Genomic DNA, 17,012 nt, shown 5'->3' with positions numbered 1-17,012 from the left:
TTTAAAAAAACCGGATGATTCATCCGGTTTTTTTGTCTCTAAAATTTTGTCTTTAAAGTAATGTTGCCGTTCTTGGTCACTATGTCTAAACCTTTATCAGGTACATGATCAAACTTCTTTTGGCGTTTCAAGAGTAACGTCGCTGATGAGTTATCGTCTTCTAAAGAAGTCGCATTGTCCGCTAACTTAGTAACATAAATCGCCCAATATTCAACATGCGGTGTTGAATAGTCTTTATGAAACGCGATACCGATTTGGTCTTGTTCTTCATAAAACGGAAGTTCGCCTAATAAGTGCTGTCGATGAGAGGTGGATTTTTTTAACGCATACCAAACATCATCAGCCGTAGTGTACCCGCCCGCTAACGCTTCAACTTGGTTGCTCATAGCCTTACCATAATAGTCAGGTAGAGAGAGCCCCGCATCTCGAATGCGAGTGTTAGGGCTACCACCTAAAAAATGTGAAACTAGGCCTCTATCGGCCATATCTTTGACTTTAACTTCAGCTAATTCAACGAGTGTAGGGTTGCACTGCAACAGATTGCGTTTTTGACCTTTATCGTTAGCAATAAGTAAAGACAAAGCTTGTGCTTGCTCAGTACTACCGCAGGTTGCTGGGTTGGCGAAGCTAGTACTTTGTGCAGTCAGAGCAATCAGCGTAGCTATAATGAATTTTTGACAAAAAAGGCCGCTTTCGCGGCCTTTTTTTCTAGGGTTTGAACTAAGCAGCTTTACCACCTCGTTTCTTAGTAGCTGACGTTGAGTTAACTTTAGCTACTAACTCTTCGTGATCGAAATCATCAACGTTGATGGTGCGAAGTCGTCCTGCTTCCGTCTTGCGTAGCAAGTTCGCTTCTTCTTCGTTAATAACATCTTCAGCTAATGCCTCATCAGCCAGTACGTCTAATCGAGTGAACGGTAGCTTGGCTTTCTTGTGCTTACAAATGCGCTCGAAGATAGGTTCACTTGCTAATACATCGTCAAGTGTTTGTTCTAGGTCGCCAAACAAACTGCCTTCCTCACGAGTTAGATACTGGCCATAGCCTAAACGGCTACGGGCAGTTGAAGGCGTTTGAAGCATTTGCGCAATAGCGTGCTCTGTTTTATCAGAAGGCTTGCCAATACGACGACCAAAAGGAATAACCATAACGCGAAGTGCTGCCGCAATTGCGCGGTTAGGGAAGTTCGCTAAGAAGTCATCAATTGCAGTTTCAATGTCGTGCAATGTGGTTTGCATCGCCCAATGAAGAAGCGGAAGATCTTCTTTCAAACGACCTTCTTCGTCAAAGCGCTTCAAAGTAGTACTACCCATGTAAAGGCCACTTAAAATGTCACCTAAACGCGCAGACAAGCGCTCGCGACGCTTAAGGTCACCGCCAAGTACGCCCATAGAAACATCAGTAAGAAGTGCAAGGTTAGCGCTATAACCTTGAAGCAGTTTATAGTAACGCGCTGTTTCATCAGTAAATGGCGCACTGCTAAACGCACCATTAGTTAACGAGAACCAAATACTGCGCACTGTGTTAGCAACTGCAAAACCGATATGACCGAATACTGCCTTATCAAATGCTTGAAGAGCCTCTTTCTTATCTTCGATAGATGCAGCTTCAATTTCCTTAAGCACGTATGGGTGACAACGCATTGCGCCTTGACCAAATATCATCATGTTACGAGTAAGGATATTTGCACCTTCAACCGTAATTGATACAGGTACGCCTTGATAGCCGCGGCCCAAGTAGTTGTTTGGCCCAAGCATTACGCCTTTACCACCGTGAACATCCATCGAGTCGTTGATGACTTGACGCATTTTCTCAGTTAAATGGTACTTACAGATTGCCGAGATAACAGAAGGTTTCTCGCCTAGGTCAACACCCACTGTTGAAAAGCGCGTTACGCCATCCATTAAGTAAGCATTACCACCAATACGCGCAAGCATTTCTTCAACACCTTCCATATGACCTACCGGCATACGGAACTGACGACGAATACGTGCATATGCACCGGTTGCAAGTGAAACAGATTTTGCGCCACCAGCAGCAGAAGAAGGCAGGGTAATACAACGTCCTACTGATAAACATTCTACAAGCATGCGCCATCCGCGACCCGCCATCGCTGGACCACCGATAATGTAATCGATAGGTACAAAGATTTCTTCACCCTTGATAGGGCCATTTTGGAATGGCGTATTAAGAGGGAAATGACGACGGCCAATTTCTAGACCTTTAGTGTCGCGAGGGATAAGCGCACAGGTAATACCCGGCTCTTTATTATCGCCAAGAAGGCCTTCAGGATCTTGAAGTTTGAAAGCAAGGCCGATTACTGTAGCCACAGGTGCAAGAGTGATATAGCGCTTGTTAAAAGTAAGGCGCATACCCAGTACTTCTTCACCGTTCCATTCGCCTTTACAAACAACACCAACATCTGGAATTGCGCCAGCATCTGAACCTGCTTCAGGACCAGTTAATGCGAAACACGGAATTTCTTCACCCTCTGCAAGGCGAGGTAAATAGTGATCTTGCTGCTCTTTAGTACCATAGTGCTGCAGTAGTTCACCCGGGCCTAGTGAATTTGGTACACCAACTGTGCTTGATAGCACCGCACTTACACCGGCCAGTTTTTGTAGGACACGTGATTGCGCGTAGGCTGAAAATTCAAGACCGCCATATTCTTTCTTGATGATCATGGCGAAGAATTTGTGTTCTTTTAAGAACTGCCAGATTTCAGGAGGTAGGTCTGCATCTTTGTGGTTTATTTGCCATTCATCGACCATAGAACAAACTTTGTCACAAGGGCCATCTAGGAACGCTTGCTCTTCTGCGGTTAAGCGGCCTTTAGGAATGCGATGAAGCTTGTCCCAGTCTGGCTTACCGCTAAAGATATCGCCGTCCCACCAAACGGTACCCGCATCAATAGCTTCTTGTTCTGTGCTCGACATTTCCGGCATAACCTTGCGATAGAAGGCTAGCAACTTTTTAGAGATGTGCTGTTGTCTGATATTAGCAAGTGTGAACGGCAGTGTTAAAGCAAGGAACACTACCCAGCCTAGCAGGCCGATATCACCGAAAAGGGTGCCTAAAATCATAACACCTGCGCCCATGGCAACAGCCGTTACCAAGCTGGTACGCTGATAGCTAGCAATCGCTAGTGTCAGAACGACCAGTAAAAACCATATAAAATCTGCCATACTTCACTCCTGAAAGGCGTTAAACGTTACGCTTGTCATATTCTCGATGCTGTAAAAACGCTTCAAAAAAAGTCGTTAGCGATCGAGGTCTGACCAGCATGCTGTAAACCTATTATTTAATAGGGCAAAGATCAAGATTTTTACATGAATATTCTATTAACAACGACATAAATAATAGGGTAGTGGACCTCACTACTTATAAGTATAGACGTTACTTATATAACGTGATTGGAAACGTGAATTACGTTATCTATATGGTGCTTACCGCAGTTAGGTTACGTCGCAATTTGTTAATAAAAAAAGCACGCCTAAATCTAATTTAAAGCGTGCTTTTTTAATATTTAAATAAGTTGTTACAAAGAGAGCTGGAGCGCTTTAGCTCACTTACAGTGTTTCAAACGACTTTAGCTTGATATCGCCTTGCTCATCGCCTTCTTTAAACTGCTGAAGTCTGACTAGCGTATAGTTAAGCGAAGGTGCGAACCATGCAAAAGTTTCACGTTTCTTAGAGTCACGAATAAGCTTCACTTTTACCGTTTCTATTTTTCCGAAAGGTAACGATAACACTTCTTCATCTACAACTTGAACGCCGTAGTGGCGTAGCTCGCCGCGGTAGTTAACAAAGTTATAGTCTAGAGACGTTTTACCTTCGGCTAGCTGCTTGGCCAAATCTATTCGATAAATTTGATTATCAAATTCACCGTTCCATTCAAAGGTCTCGCCATTTTCGACTTTAATCTTCCCTTGACCTTGTTGACTAAACGTAACTTTGAGCTCTTTATCCGGCCCAGTTCCCGAGCGGTTATAGTAATACTCAGAAGGTACAACCGTATCTTCGCTTACCGTGAAGATCGAGTGCTCGCTACGCTTATCTGATAAGAAAAACTTCGAGACCTTGGAGGTGTAAATTAATGAATATTGTTGGTTGCCTAACTTTGAAAGCTCAATATTCGCCTCGCCTACATCGTCACCCCATTTGTAAGCGGTATACGTAGCCTTGTAAGGCTGAAGCGGAAGCTCAGCTTTCTCTGCACTGGACGTTGTTTGCGCGTTTCCGGAGAGGGATATCGCAAACAGTGCACCAACAGCAAAAGGCTTAATCGCTTGCATAACCAGATTCTGGTAGTTCTTGCTCATCTAAAACTGCCTTATTGTTTCGCATCGTTAATCGACCAGCACTAAACCATGATAGTACTAGCGGATAGATGCGGCGTTCTTGTTCTTGAACACGCTCAGCCAAGTCGCTAGCTGTATCTTCATCAAATACAGGCACACGACTTTGAATGATAACCGGACCACCATCAAGCTCCGGTGTAACAAAGTGCACACTTACACCGTGCTCTTTATCTCCATTGTCGATGGCTCGCTGATGCGTATTCAAACCTTTGTACTTCGGCAACAAAGATGGATGAATGTTCACTAATTTTCCAGCAAAGCTATCGACGAACTCTGGAGTTAAGATGCGCATAAAGCCAGCAAGTACAACACAGTCAGCGCCAAAAGCATCAATTTGTGCTTTAAGTGCTTCGTCATAAGACTCGCGAGTATCAAAATTAGTGTGATCGAGGCACACGGCTTCGATCCCTGCTTCTTTAGCGCGCTCAAGACCATAAGCGCTAGGGCGATTGCTAATTACGCCGCTGATTTTAGCGTTAAGACGCCCGCCTTTTATTTCATCAATAATGGCCTGCAAGTTACTGCCATTACCAGAAATAAGTACGCATATTTTAGTTACACTACTACTCACGCGTTGATCTCTACTTGCTCTTCGCCGTCTTTTGCAGCGATGTCACCAATAACCCACGCATTTTCACCCTGTTGCTTAAGGATGTTTAGGGCTGCATCGGTATCGCTTTCGTCAACAACGATAACTAAGCCAACACCACAGTTGAAGGTGCGGTACATTTCATGACGCGTTACGTTACCGTTTTCTTGAAGCCAAGAGAAGATAGCAGGCCATTCCCACGAACTTTCATCAATTACCACTTTCGCATCTTCAGGAAGTACGCGAGGGATGTTTTCCCAGAAGCCGCCACCTGTTATGTGTGAAATTGCACTAACTTGAACCTCTTCAAGCAAAGCCAATACCGACTTAACGTAAATGCGAGTAGGCTCAAGCAACTGGTCAATGATTGGCTTACCGTTTAGGTCTGCATTTACATCAGCGCCGCTTACTTCGATAATTTTTCTTACTAACGAGTAACCGTTTGAGTGAGGGCCCGAGGAACCTAACGCAATGAGCTTTTGGCCTGGCTTAACGTTCGTGCCGTCAATAACGTTATCGGCCTCAACTACACCAACGCAGAAGCCCGCAATGTCATAATCGCCATCGTGATACATACCAGGCATTTCAGCGGTTTCACCGCCTATAAGTGCACATCCTGCCTGTTCACACCCTGCACCAATACCAGTAACAACTGAAGCCGCAACGTCAACATCAAGCTTACCTGTTGCGTAATAGTCTAGGAAAAATAGCGGTTCAGCACCTTGCACTATTAGGTCGTTAACACACATTGCTACAAGGTCAATGCCTACACCGTCATGACGATTCGCATCCATTGCCACTCTTAGTTTAGTACCTACGCCGTCAGTACCTGAAACAAGTAGCGGCTTTTTGTATTTTGTAGGTAGTTCGCAAAGTGCACCAAAACCACCCAAATTACCTTTTACTTCTGGTCTGTGGGTTTTCTTGGTAACTGATTTGATGCGTTCAACAAGTTGATTGCCTGCATCGATATCTACGCCTGCATCTTTGTAACTTAAAGAGGTTTTATTTTCGCTCACGGTTGGGCCCTGAAACTAAGAGGTAGAAAACCGCGGATTCTACCAGCAAGTCGGCACAAGTCCAATTTGTGACGGCTATTTTATGCGCTTTTTGATCTTTTTTATTTTAAGGGTGAAATTAAATTGAATATAAAAGACAATAGAGCGCTATCTTTTGGTGAATATCTTGCTAAATCTTGGCAAATAAAATGTCTTGCTCGGATATTAAGCGTAAACAACGTGAATGTCGGGGCTGCTTTCAAGCTTTATATGAAAAGTGTTTTGCTCATGAAAGGGTAGGCAAGGAATTGATTTTTAGAGTGTATGGAGTGTTAATGTTGACGGCAGTAATGGGTAACACCAACAAGGCAAATAAGCAGAGAGTAGGTTTGAAACGAATACTGAGTGTCTCCCTTGTTGCAATGCTAAATTACAGTGCAGTCACGCACGCTGCTCAGCGCGTTGTTGTTAATGAAGCGCAAATTCAAGTTGAGGATCAAACACAGCGCACTCAGCAAGCAGCGCTCAAAAAAGCGTTAAAGCAAGTATTTATTAAAATGTCAGGCAGCGAGAGTGTACTCGATAATGCGGGTGTGAGAGCGGCATTAACATCGCCTCAGTCGTTATTACGCTCATATCGCTTTGCGTTTGATAACAACAGAACCTATTACATTGCTGAATTCGACCAAGCGAAACTCAATGAAATTTTGCAGCGAGAACTGCTTCCGCTTTGGGGTGACAGACGCCCTGAGACTATAGTGTGGCTGGCTCAAGAGGACGAAAACGAAACTCGTGCCATTCTTGAAGAATCACTCGATACTGAACTACAGCGTGCACTTAAACAAACTGCTAAAGAACGCGGCGTACCTCTCAGCCTTCCTCTAATGGACTTAACAGACAGCGTTAATATATCTACCTACGATGTGTGGGGACGATTTGCAGAGCCGCTTCGTAAGGCTTCTTTGCGTTATAGCGTTGATAACATTATCGGTGCCAGGGTATATCGCAATGACCCAAATGCAATACCAGATTTACCCGAAAACGTTGTGCCGTCTGGTACCGTTGAGTCTATAGATAACGTGCTTAATGATGAAGCACAGACTAAGCGTTACGATGACCAACTAAACGACTCAGCTGACGCTGAATCGAACCCGTTACTAGGAAATAGTGAAAGCTTAGTAAACGAGAACGATGCTCTTACTGGTCAGCCTAGTGAAAACGTCGAAGAAACATCGCCTGCAGGACAACTCGCAAATACAATTGAACCATTTACTATGGACGAATTTGCGAATTACGCGAAAAGAGCAGATGAAGGCGACTTTGCGCTGGATTGGATTTTTATTGGCGGTGGTAAAGTAAGCTACGGCAGCATCTATGGAGACTCACCGGAAGAATTGGGTAATGCACTGGTAGACGCGTATTCAAATTATTTGTCATCGCTTTATGCGGTTGTGGGTATTGAGAAGTCTGAACGAGAGGTGATAAAAGTCTCAATCGCCAACGTTGGTTCCATTGCAAGCTATGCCAGTGCCACAGACTATTTGAACAGCTTAAGTGTGATTGAAAACGCGATCCTCGTAGAGCAATCAGGTACCGTGGCCACTTATTCTTTAACGTTAATAGGCACGGTTGACGATTTACTCAACAGCTTCAAGTTAGAAAATAAACTACGCCCAGTAACCGACGCCTATGGACAAACCGTTAACGAAAATAGTTTCTATTGGAGCAATTAAATTAGCATGCAGACTGCCTTTGCCAGTAACGTTACCTGTAGATGAAAACTTCGATAGTTTCGTTTCTACGGGTAACGAAGAAGTGGTTTCAGTGCTTGAGCAGATTTCAAAAGCGCTACCGCTTTGGCGAGATGACTCGAAATTGAGCGCTTTAGCGTCATTGCAACTTCCATTACTCACCTTATTAGGCAGCAGTGCGGTTGGCAAAAGTCATTTGCTATTTGCCACCTGTCATCAGTTAGCAGGCCGATCTGTCAATCACCTGTACTTAAATCTTAATGACTTTAAAGCTTGGTCTTTAGATATCTTTGAAGGGTTGGAAAACCTGTCGCTGATAGCGCTAGATAACATACACGCCATAGCGGGTGATAAACGCTGGGAAGAAGCGCTGTTTGATTTGTTTAATCGCGTTATGGAAGCTAAACAAGCGATGGTGATTTGCACCAGCCATTTAGGCCCATCAAACCCGGCTTTCGTGCTACCTGATTTACGTTCCCGTTTAGCATGGGGCGTTATTTATCACGTGAATCAGCTTGATGATAGCGGCCGTGAGGAGGCGGTACGCCTGCGCGCTGAAGAGCGGGGCCTTAAGCTTTCAAATCAAGCACTACAGTTCCTTTTGCACCATAGTGAACGCGATTTAAAAAGCCTCATGTCTTTGCTAGCCCGCCTAGACACCCGCTCACTCCAAGAACAAAAACGCCTGTCGGTGGGCATGGTTAAGCGCGAGCTTAACCTAAATTAACAAAGCGCGAGCTTAACTTAAATTAGCCAAGCGCGAGCTTAACCTAAATTAGCAAAGCGTGAGCTTAACCTAAATTAGCTAAAGCGTGAGCTTAACCTGAATTAGCCAAACGTGAGTTTAACCTGGATTAGCTAAGCGTTACTGTTGTCCTTGCTCAAAACGTGCTTTTTCTTCTTTCATTTCTTCTTTTAGCTTTTTAAGGCCTAACCCTAATTCGCGACCACGTTTTCTGGCAAAAGCGCTACATCCAACAAACATGCCGGTGCACAAAACTATTTCTACTACTGCATACCAGCGCTCAGCAGGCACGGCGTAGGCAACGGTACACCCGTGTATAAGGTAAAATAAAACAACAAAATTCGCCCAGGCGTGAGTATATGGCTTGCCTTTCAATACACCCCAATAGGGTAACAACAAGGGTAAAATATAAAACAGGGCAATAAATACTGGGGAGTAAGTATGCTCTTTAGTAAATGTAAATTGCCAAAGTGTTATCCATATGATTAGCCCAGTGTGGCTGATAAGTGCTAGATAGCGAAAGAAACGCGTATCTGGTGCCATGTTTATTCTCCGAAGAAATCAGGTTTTAATATTTATCTAAACGTTGTCTCTATTCGCGTTTGTCGTATCGCGAATCAATCGTTATCTGCTAGTCTTTTTGCAAACGTAGCCAGGCGCTTACCTTGAGCAAAACACAGCGCTTTTTCATCTGCGCTCAATTGTTGTGGAGCACTTAAACTGTGGTGCGCGACATGTGTTACGCCATAGGGGCTACCACCCATGTTTGTGTTGTGCAATTCTGGCTCGCTGTAAGGAATACCGCAAATTACCATGCCGTGATGGATAAGCGGTATCATCATAGACAACAGCGTGGACTCTTGGCCGCCATGCATGGACGATGACGATGTGAACACGCAGGCCGGCTTGTCAATCAATGCACCCTTCAGCCATTGGCTGCTTGTCGAGTCTAAAAAGTGTTTAACCGGCGCGGCCATATTGCCAAAGCGAGTAGGGCTACCAAGGGCCAACGCGCTACATTGCTCAAGTTCCTGAAGTGTAACCTCAGGGACTGTACTAGAAGCATCATTTGAGACATCTTCAGAAGTGCTGCTCGATTCGTTAATACTTTTAACTGTGCGCACTATAACCGGCACATTTTGTGACGAAATACCCTGGGCAATAGCATCAGCTAAACGCTTGGTGCTGCCATGTCGGCTGTAATAAAGTACAAGAACGGGTTGCACTACAAAATGTCCAATACCGATTCAGGCGGTCGACCGATACGTGCGTTCTCGCCTTTAATAATAATTGGGCGTTCGATTAGCTTAGGCGTCTGAGCCATGGCGTCAAAAAGTGCTTCATCAGACAATGCATCGTCCCCTAAATTAGCGTCTTTGTACTCTGTCTCTTTTGTACGCATCATATCCCTAACCGATTCAAGGTTAAGTTTTTTAAATATCGCTTTAAGCGCTTGTGCATCTAGGGGATGTTTTAAATATTCAACCACTACTGGCGCTTCGCCTTTTTCTTCAAGTAGCGCAAGCGTTTGTCTGCTCTTAGAACAGCGCGGATTATGAATAATAGTAATATCTGACATATAAGCCCCTTTTTAAGGTTGTTACTTTTGGCGCGAACTATTGCGTTTTTACTTCTTAATATCAAGCAGTTTACGCTTAGTTGTTAATAAAGTGCGCAATATACCTCTACATCGTGCCTAATCAGCAAAATGCTTAGAATAGTATTTCAAAATCTGTTAGAGAAGGGAGGAAGAATCTGGCACTATGACAAAAACAAATGTAATTAGAGGGTTGCATGTCGTTCTCACCATTAAACAGCAATGTGGGTAAAACTAATCCGTTTGTTCTTATCATCCTTTTTATTACAGCAGCTTTAGCCGGTTTCTTAACCTATCAGAGTCTTCAAAATGACTTTGAAACCTTGGATGGTCAAGCATATAGCTGGAACGGTCTTAAAGGACAATGGGTAATTGTGAACTACTTTGCGCCTTGGTGTGCACCATGCCTTCGCGAAATGCCTGAATTAGCGTTATTTCATCAGTCTTTGCCGAGTGATACCCAGCTGTTTGCAATTAATTACGACCCCAAAACAAAGGCTGAATTGAAGGCGATGACAAAGAAGCACGACATTGCTGTGCCAGTTATTGTTAGCTCTTCCGATACTAAGCTACCCATGGCAAAGCCTCCATATTTACCTGCCACTTTCATTGTAGGCCCAGATGGAAACATCAAAGAGACGATAATGGGTGAAGTGACAGCTGACGGCTTGCGTCAGCGCCTTAAACAACTAAAAAGCGCTGAGCGAGATTAAGTCAACAGTGTATAGACGCCCGTAACGCTGCACACTAACGCACTATAAACGCACTATAGCCGTTCCAAGCGTTCTTCCTGATCTCGGAACTGCTTTATACGCGCCCTAATTCGTTGCTTTGCAAGGTGGTTGTCGCCTGCAAAATTGTAGGCATATTGAAGTTCATCCACTGCGCGATTGTATGCGCCATAAAGGGCATAGACTTCCGCTTTGCTTTGATGCATTTGCGAGAACTGCTTAGCTTTTTGATACGCTTCACTCATTAATTGGTGGGCTATTTGATAATCCTTCCTAACCAGTAGAAAATCTTTAAGCAACGAAATAGCGTCGTCGTACTTCTGTGCACTGATGTAGGCGTTCGCCTGATTTAGCGCAAGAACCTGATTTCTCGGATTGTGATTAACGTGAGGCGTTAGCATTTCTACCGCTTTTAACGGTTGCCCCAAAGAGATGTAAATGTCAGTCATTGCATCGAGATAGAAAAGGTTATCGCTATCGCCGGCAATAAGCTTATCCATTATTTTTTTTGCTTTATCAATGTGTTCGTTTCGCATGTAGGCGAGAGCTAAACCGTAAAGGGATGCTTCTTTACTTCGCTGAACATCTTGGTCTACCGCTGCTTCAAAATACTCCATTGCGTAATCTGCTTTAAACGAATACCGCGCCTTTATTCGTGCTTTCGCTAATTCAAACTGTTTGTTGATAGGAAGGTAACGTCTAGGGTAATCCCCAGCGCGGTTCCTCGCGTCAGCAATACGGGTTTCAGTTAGGGGGTGAGTTAGAAGTCGTGCAGGCGGTCTAGAAACCATACGGTATTCTTCCGCCATTGTAGAAAAGAAAGACGCAGCAGCGTTTGGATCGAAACCTGCTCTTGCAAGCATAGCAATACCGATTCGGTCTGCTTCTTGTTCATTTGTCCGCGTATAGTCAATTTGAAGTTGTGCCGATGCTGCAGAACCTGCCTGCATGGCTGCAATGCCAGCTTCAGGGTTAGCCATAGCTATGAGTACGCCACCAATAAGCGAAGCCAATGCTAATGGCGATGAGCGCCGTTGGGCTTGCATGCGTCGCGCAATATGGCGTTGGGTAACGTGAGAGATTTCGTGAGCAAGCACTGAAGCCAGCTCGCTTTCGTTTTTAGCTCTACGCATTAAGCCCGTATGTACGCCGATATGACCACCGAAAAATGCGAATGCATTTATGGCATCGTTGTTAACCCAGAAAAACTCGAAGGGGAACTTTGCGTTGTCGGCATGGACGACTAAACGGTTGCCAACATCTTGCAAATACTCATCCAATACTGGGTCTGAGATAACCGGGCTTTGTCCGCGCATTTGGCGCATGACTGCATCGCCAACAATCATTTCCTTATCAAGTGATATAGCATCTGAAGCAACCACACCTATTTCAGGTAGTGCATTTTTATTGCTGTAATTGGCATCTTGTGCAACAGCCGTTAGGCTCGATGTGAGCACGAAGGAAAGGGCAACCAAGAATGCTGAAAAATGTTTTCTCATGAACCTACAATTATTATACATATTTAATACTGCATAACGCTTAGAGCACTAAGTTGCTAAACAGTTTCAAAATTTATTATTTTCTTATGTCTACTTTTCCAGTAGACGAAGTTTAAAATTCATAGTTGTCTTAATGACAAGAGTTAGACAATTACTTGACCGAGTTTCCAGCAATTGACTACTCTCACAATACGCTTCTGACTACTCTAGCCTCACGCTGGGCAAATATTACGACAAGTTGCTCTGCATTGTTTAACAACTATTTAAACTCTCACTCTACACGCTAATAGTTATACTGTAAAAACATCATACCAGTTTGATTTTGAAAGATTCTTAACTACTACTTATTGCTAATTGCTAGTGCTATCAACTATGATGCGTGTCCTATTCTTGGTTATTTCTAGGCGTTTCTATGATTAGCGTTTTTGGTCGATGGTACCGACGCAAATTTTCTGACCCTGACGCGGCAATGCTGCTCATTTTGATTCTTTTAACCACCACAGTATTGCTGTTGTGGGGCGAACTAATTATGCCTGTGCTGGTTGCTGCGGTCATAGCTTATCTGCTTGACTGGCCGGTAAGTCGTTTGGTGGGTGTGGGAGTTAGCCGTACTCTGGCATGTGGCGTGGTAATGCTCGCATTTATCACTATCACAATTTTAACCTTAATTGGATTGGTTCCAATTATCTCAAAACAGAGCGTGAACCTTATTCAAGAAACGCCGTTAATTTGGCAAAAGGCCCAGGAATGGATCTTAACGCTACCTGATAAATACCCAGATTACGTACAGGTGTATCAAATCCATCAGATGATGGAAGGGTTAAATGAAAAGCTGGTAGAAGTAGGAGAAACCCTGATTTCCGCTTCGTTCAGTAATATCGCCAATTTAGCCGCACTGCTAGTCTATATGGTGCTGGTACCTTTGATGGTATTTTTCATGTTGAAGGACAAGCTTTTCTTTCTAGACAGCATTTCTCGGTTATTGCCAAAAGAGCGCCGCTTAATTACCCAAGTGGGCCACGAAATGAATTCTCAAATCGCTAACTATATTCGCGGCAAGGTGATTGAGATTATTATAGTAGGCGTAGTGAGCTGTGTGACTTTTGTTCTTATGGACTTGCGCTACGCCATTTTGCTTGGCGTTTTAGTCGGCTTTTCTGTACTCATTCCCTATATCGGTGCTGCAGTGGTCACAATACCTGTGGCAGTTGTTGCAATGTTTCAATGGGGAATATCGCCAGAGTTTTGGTATCTAATGATTGCCTACGGCATTATTCAAGCATTAGATGGTAATTTATTGGTTCCGTTATTATTCTCTGAAGCGGTTAGTCTTCACCCGCTTTATATAATTGTTGCTGTTTTAGTCTTTGGTGGTCTTTGGGGCTTTTGGGGTGTGTTTTTCGCTATACCACTTGCTACATTGGTAAAAGCTGTGGTTACTGCATGGTCAAGTAATCCTGTTGCAATTCCCGAAGAGGCAAAGTAGCTAACGCTAAGTATAAAAAAGCCCCGATAACTGCACGTTATCGGGGCTTTTTTGCTATGTAAGAAATTTAGCTGTTCAGATAATCAAGAACAACTGTGTGGTGTTCTTTTGTTTTGAACTTATTGAAAACATGCTCAATTACACCGTTCTCATCTATTAAGAAAGTTTGACGGTGAATGCCATCATATTCCTTACCCATGAACTTTTTAGGTCCCCACACACCAAATGCGTCGGCGACAGCGTGGTCTTCATCAGAAAGCAGGGTGAAATTAAGGTTTTCTTTTTCTATAAACTTAGGCAGTCGCTTAACCGCATCTGGGCTCACGCCTAGTACAACCACGTTCTTCGCGGTAAGTTCATCATTAACATCACGTAATCCCTGTGCTTGAGTTGTACAGCCTGGCGTCATTGCCTTAGGGTAAAAGTACACGAGTACTTTTTTACCTGCGTAATCAGTTAAAGATACGGATTCGTCATTTTGGTTCTGCAATGAGAATTGTGGAGCTTTATCACCAGCTTGTAACGTTTTCATTGGGATCCTTCTTGTGTTTGTCTACTACTTTGCCTGTCACGTTTAACGATTCGAACAGGGACATTAGATCAGATTCTAAAACATCGATATTTTCATCTGAAGTAAGCGAAACAATAAATTTGCATCGCATGTTGTCTTTACCTGTGGCTTTGTCTTTGTAAGTGCGCTGTCTAAACGCACTAATCATGGCATCTCGCTCTGCGAAAAAGCCGGTAACGGCTTTAATCAGGCCCGTTTCGTCTTCGCCACTAAATTCAACATTAAAGAGGTGCGCGAGATTTTGCTTTTCATGGTGGCTTGTTCGCTTCATCATCGACAGCAAATCAAGGCGCTGAAATAACGCTGGTAGTATGCACTCAGCTTTTGTAATAGCCGTTTGCGTTCCCTCTATGATCATAGTCAACGAGAACTCTTTGCCATATATAGCTTGCCTGCTATCTAAAATATTGCACTGAGCTTCTGATACCGTTGTTGCAATTTCGCTTAGGATGCCAGTGTTGTCTGTACCTAAAATGGTAACGATAAGTTGTTGTTTCGACATCTACTTCACTTCAATGGTAATAATGTCGGGATGTTAGCACAGAGTTTTTTTAGAAGTCAGCGCCTTTTTCCCGCCTTTGAATAAGATATTGTCAAATTCTTGTCATTTTACATGCGCTATTACTTGTGTTTAAGCACTGACATAATTACCATGTGCGCTCACATTTTGCGGAGAGATTATGTTTACTGGTAGTTACGTAGCACTCGTCACGCCGATGCTCGAAAACGGCGATATCGATTACAAGTCTTTAGAGAAACTTGTGAAGTTTCATGTAGAGCAGGGCACTCATGGTATTGTGTCTGTTGGCACTACAGGTGAGTCAGCAACGCTACCGTTTGATGAACATATCAACGTGGTTAAAGAAACAGTAGCAATGGCATCAGGTGCTATTCCCGTTATTGCAGGAAGTGGTGCAAACTCTACTGCCGAAGCGATTTTTCTTACCGAGCAATTAGGTGCTACCGGTATTGATGGTTTCTTAAGCGTGGTGCCTTACTATAATAAGCCGCAACAGGCGGGTATGATTGCCCACTTCAACGCCATTGCCGATGCTAGCGACTTGCCTGTGATCCTATACAATGTTCCGGGCCGAACCGTAGCTGATATGCTTCCTGAAACCGTTGCAGAATTATCTACCCACAAAAATATTGTTGGTCTTAAAGATGCAACTGGTGATATTGCTCGATTAAAAGAAACCCAGCCTCTTGTTCCGGAAGACTTTGTTATTTTAAGTGGCGACGATGGCACAAGTGCTGAATTCATGTGCGAGGGGGGGCATGGTGTCATTTCAGTTACCGCTAATATAGTACCTAAAGCTATTGCACAAATGTGCGAAACTGCCCTCAATAAAGATTTCGATAAATGTCGAGAGATCGACGAAACAATCAAGCTATTGCACAGTGAGCTTTTCATTGAACCAAACCCTGTAATGCCTAAGTGGGCGTTATACAAAATGGGAATGATGGAAAGTGCTGTTATGCGATTACCTATGGTTTTACCGGAACTATCAAGCCAAAAACGTATCGAAGAACTACTAAAAAAATACGCATTGATTTCTGGTTAATAAGGAATACAGATGAAAAGAACGCTGGCTATAGCAAGTTCAGTAGCAATGGTTGCACTTGCAGGTTGTTCAAGCCAAATAGATAGAAAGACCGCTTCTGGTAGCTACGAGTACTTAAAAACTAAAGAACAAAAGACGTTAGAAGTACCTCCTGGTTTAGATGCACCTACCTTTTCGAGAGACTTTGCTTTACCAGAGGTAGGCAAAGAAGCAGACCCGTCGCTAGTAGGTAAGAACTTGATGGTTCGTTCTCCTGCGTTGGTTCTTCCTTTAGTTACTGGTTCTCACGTGGAAGAAGGTAAGAGCTCAGCAACGATTTGGTTCGACCAAGTTGATGATAGCCAACCGCTAAGCCAAGCAATCTGGAACTCATTATTAAGTTTCTTAGATGAGCAGGGAATAGGTGTAGATAGCTTTAGCCCGGAAGATAAAGTTTTGATTACTGACTGGATGGTCATGACCAAGGAAATTGATGGTCCTTGGTATAGCTTTATTGACGAAGAGAGCGAGATAGGTCGCCGTTTCGAATTTAACCTAGACGTTAAACCTCACGGCCGTAGCGCTGCATTAACGGTTGATTTAAAAGACTACATGCAAACCGTAGGCAACAACGTAGTTGCAGAGGTCTCTTCTTTGGAAGAGCGTCGCGAAGAAGTTGAAGTATTAAACCAGGTTATCGGTCATTACGAATATCAAATTCAGCTTGCTGAAACGCGAAGAATTGCGAAGATTCGTCAAGGTATTAATACGGAAATGGGCTTTAACGATGACGGTGACCCAGCATACATCGTAGAAGCGCAATATGACGTTGCTTGGCCGAGAATGCTTTTGGTGCTTCGTAAACTAGGGTTTGATGTTAAAGATTTAGATAAATCAAATGGCCTGCTTTTTGTCGCTTATAATGGCGATCAGGGGAGCTGGTGGGATGGTTTATTCTCAAGCGATGCCGAATTACTTAAAAAGGGTGATTATCGTTTGAAAGTTGCAAAAGCGGGTGCAAATCGCACATCTGTTACCTTCATGAATAATGAAAGTATACCGTTTGAAGCAAATCAGGTTTCCGACCTTTACAGTGCATTTGCTGAGGTCATGTCAGAAGATAACCTTGATATATAACTGAG

17 protein-coding genes are annotated in these 17,012 nt (G+C 43.6%); 6 read left to right on the top strand and 11 right to left on the bottom strand.

All coding sequences use genetic code 11. The annotated features are described in order from the left end of the window. Window positions 1-38 precede the first annotated feature (38 nt). The 5 genes from ACYX4W_RS13920 to purM all read right to left on the bottom strand — a co-directional run bounded on the left by ACYX4W_RS13920 (window position 39) and on the right by purM (window position 5,967). A complete protein-coding gene (locus ACYX4W_RS13920; RefSeq protein ID WP_476073574.1) occupies window positions 39-737 on the bottom strand; it encodes a CAP domain-containing protein in 699 nt (232 codons plus the stop codon). After that, window positions 721-3,183 (bottom strand): acyl-CoA dehydrogenase FadE, encoded by a 2,463-nt coding sequence (gene fadE, locus ACYX4W_RS13915; protein WP_476073573.1) that lies wholly within the window; start codon window positions 3,181-3,183, stop codon window positions 721-723. Before fadE ends, ACYX4W_RS13920 begins: the two co-directional genes overlap by 17 nt. A gap of 384 nt (window positions 3,184-3,567) precedes the next feature. Continuing rightward, window positions 3,568-4,320 carry a DUF3108 domain-containing protein gene (locus ACYX4W_RS13910; protein WP_474806549.1) on the bottom strand — a complete coding sequence of 251 codons (753 nt, stop codon included), beginning with the start codon at window positions 4,318-4,320 and terminating at the stop codon, window positions 3,568-3,570. Next, complete coding sequence (purN, locus tag ACYX4W_RS13905; RefSeq protein ID WP_474806551.1) at window positions 4,280-4,930, bottom strand: phosphoribosylglycinamide formyltransferase; 651 nt, start codon at window positions 4,928-4,930, stop codon at window positions 4,280-4,282. The genes ACYX4W_RS13910 and purN overlap by 41 nt, the downstream gene beginning before the upstream one ends. After that, a complete protein-coding gene (gene purM / locus ACYX4W_RS13900) occupies window positions 4,927-5,967 on the bottom strand; it encodes a phosphoribosylformylglycinamidine cyclo-ligase (protein WP_474806552.1) in 1,041 nt (346 codons plus the stop codon). Before purM ends, purN begins: the two co-directional genes overlap by 4 nt. A 314-nt stretch (window positions 5,968-6,281) precedes the next feature. Between purM and ACYX4W_RS13895 the strand changes: the two genes are divergently transcribed. Together ACYX4W_RS13895 and hda are read left to right on the top strand one after the other, a co-directional pair. Continuing rightward, the gene (locus ACYX4W_RS13895; protein ID WP_474806554.1) at window positions 6,282-7,679 is read left to right on the top strand and encodes a DUF2066 domain-containing protein; all 1,398 of its coding nucleotides are present in this window, start codon (window positions 6,282-6,284) and stop codon (window positions 7,677-7,679) included. Beyond that, entirely contained in the window at window positions 7,636-8,424 is a 789-nt protein-coding gene (gene hda, locus ACYX4W_RS13890) for a DnaA regulatory inactivator Hda (RefSeq protein WP_476073572.1), read from the top strand. The genes ACYX4W_RS13895 and hda overlap by 44 nt, the downstream gene beginning before the upstream one ends. 138 nt (window positions 8,425-8,562) lie before the next feature. On the opposite strand, the gene ACYX4W_RS13885 is transcribed toward hda, so the two are convergent. The 3 genes from ACYX4W_RS13885 to arsC form a co-directional block, all read right to left on the bottom strand. Then, a complete protein-coding gene (locus ACYX4W_RS13885; protein ID WP_474806558.1) occupies window positions 8,563-8,985 on the bottom strand; it encodes a DUF2069 domain-containing protein in 423 nt (140 codons plus the stop codon). A 74-nt stretch (window positions 8,986-9,059) separates the two neighbouring features. Beyond that, the gene (wrbA, locus tag ACYX4W_RS13880) at window positions 9,060-9,668 is read right to left on the bottom strand and encodes an NAD(P)H:quinone oxidoreductase (RefSeq protein WP_474806559.1); all 609 of its coding nucleotides are present in this window, start codon (window positions 9,666-9,668) and stop codon (window positions 9,060-9,062) included. Continuing rightward, window positions 9,668-10,021, bottom strand: a complete 354-nt coding sequence (arsC, locus tag ACYX4W_RS13875; RefSeq protein ID WP_474806561.1) for an arsenate reductase (glutaredoxin) — start codon at window positions 10,019-10,021, stop codon at window positions 9,668-9,670. The genes wrbA and arsC overlap by 1 nt, the downstream gene beginning before the upstream one ends. Window positions 10,022-10,236: 215 nt before the next feature. Here arsC and ACYX4W_RS13870 point away from each other — a divergent pair, with 215 nt between their 5' ends. Continuing rightward, window positions 10,237-10,752, top strand: coding sequence for a TlpA family protein disulfide reductase (locus ACYX4W_RS13870; RefSeq protein ID WP_474806563.1), 516 nt, complete (start codon window positions 10,237-10,239; stop codon window positions 10,750-10,752). Between the two features lie 53 nt (window positions 10,753-10,805). On the opposite strand, the gene bepA is transcribed toward ACYX4W_RS13870, so the two are convergent. After that, window positions 10,806-12,269 carry a beta-barrel assembly-enhancing protease gene (gene bepA, locus ACYX4W_RS13865; RefSeq protein WP_474806564.1) on the bottom strand — a complete coding sequence of 488 codons (1,464 nt, stop codon included), beginning with the start codon at window positions 12,267-12,269 and terminating at the stop codon, window positions 10,806-10,808. Between the two features lie 412 nt (window positions 12,270-12,681). Between bepA and ACYX4W_RS13860 the strand changes: the two genes are divergently transcribed. Continuing rightward, window positions 12,682-13,755, top strand: coding sequence for an AI-2E family transporter (locus ACYX4W_RS13860; protein WP_474806566.1), 1,074 nt, complete (start codon window positions 12,682-12,684; stop codon window positions 13,753-13,755). A gap of 67 nt (window positions 13,756-13,822) precedes the next feature. Here the strand turns inward: ACYX4W_RS13860 and bcp are convergent, their stop codons facing one another. Continuing rightward, window positions 13,823-14,287: a thioredoxin-dependent thiol peroxidase gene (bcp, locus tag ACYX4W_RS13855; protein ID WP_476073571.1), complete on the bottom strand. Its 465-nt coding sequence runs from the start codon at window positions 14,285-14,287 to the stop codon at window positions 13,823-13,825. After that, the gene (locus ACYX4W_RS13850; protein ID WP_474806570.1) at window positions 14,265-14,828 is read right to left on the bottom strand and encodes a glycine cleavage system transcriptional repressor; all 564 of its coding nucleotides are present in this window, start codon (window positions 14,826-14,828) and stop codon (window positions 14,265-14,267) included. Before ACYX4W_RS13850 ends, bcp begins: the two co-directional genes overlap by 23 nt. 178 nt (window positions 14,829-15,006) lie before the next feature. Here ACYX4W_RS13850 and dapA point away from each other — a divergent pair, with 178 nt between their 5' ends. Continuing rightward, window positions 15,007-15,891, top strand: a complete 885-nt coding sequence (dapA, locus tag ACYX4W_RS13845) for a 4-hydroxy-tetrahydrodipicolinate synthase (protein ID WP_476073570.1) — start codon at window positions 15,007-15,009, stop codon at window positions 15,889-15,891. Between the two features lie 12 nt (window positions 15,892-15,903). Beyond that, window positions 15,904-17,007, top strand: a complete 1,104-nt coding sequence (gene bamC, locus ACYX4W_RS13840) for an outer membrane protein assembly factor BamC (protein WP_476073569.1) — start codon at window positions 15,904-15,906, stop codon at window positions 17,005-17,007. Window positions 17,008-17,012: the final 5 nt, after the last annotated feature.

The sequence above is a fragment of the Alteromonas sp. ABH4_454 genome (genome assembly GCF_056311775.1).
This window is presented reverse-complemented; position numbering and strand designations above follow the sequence as displayed.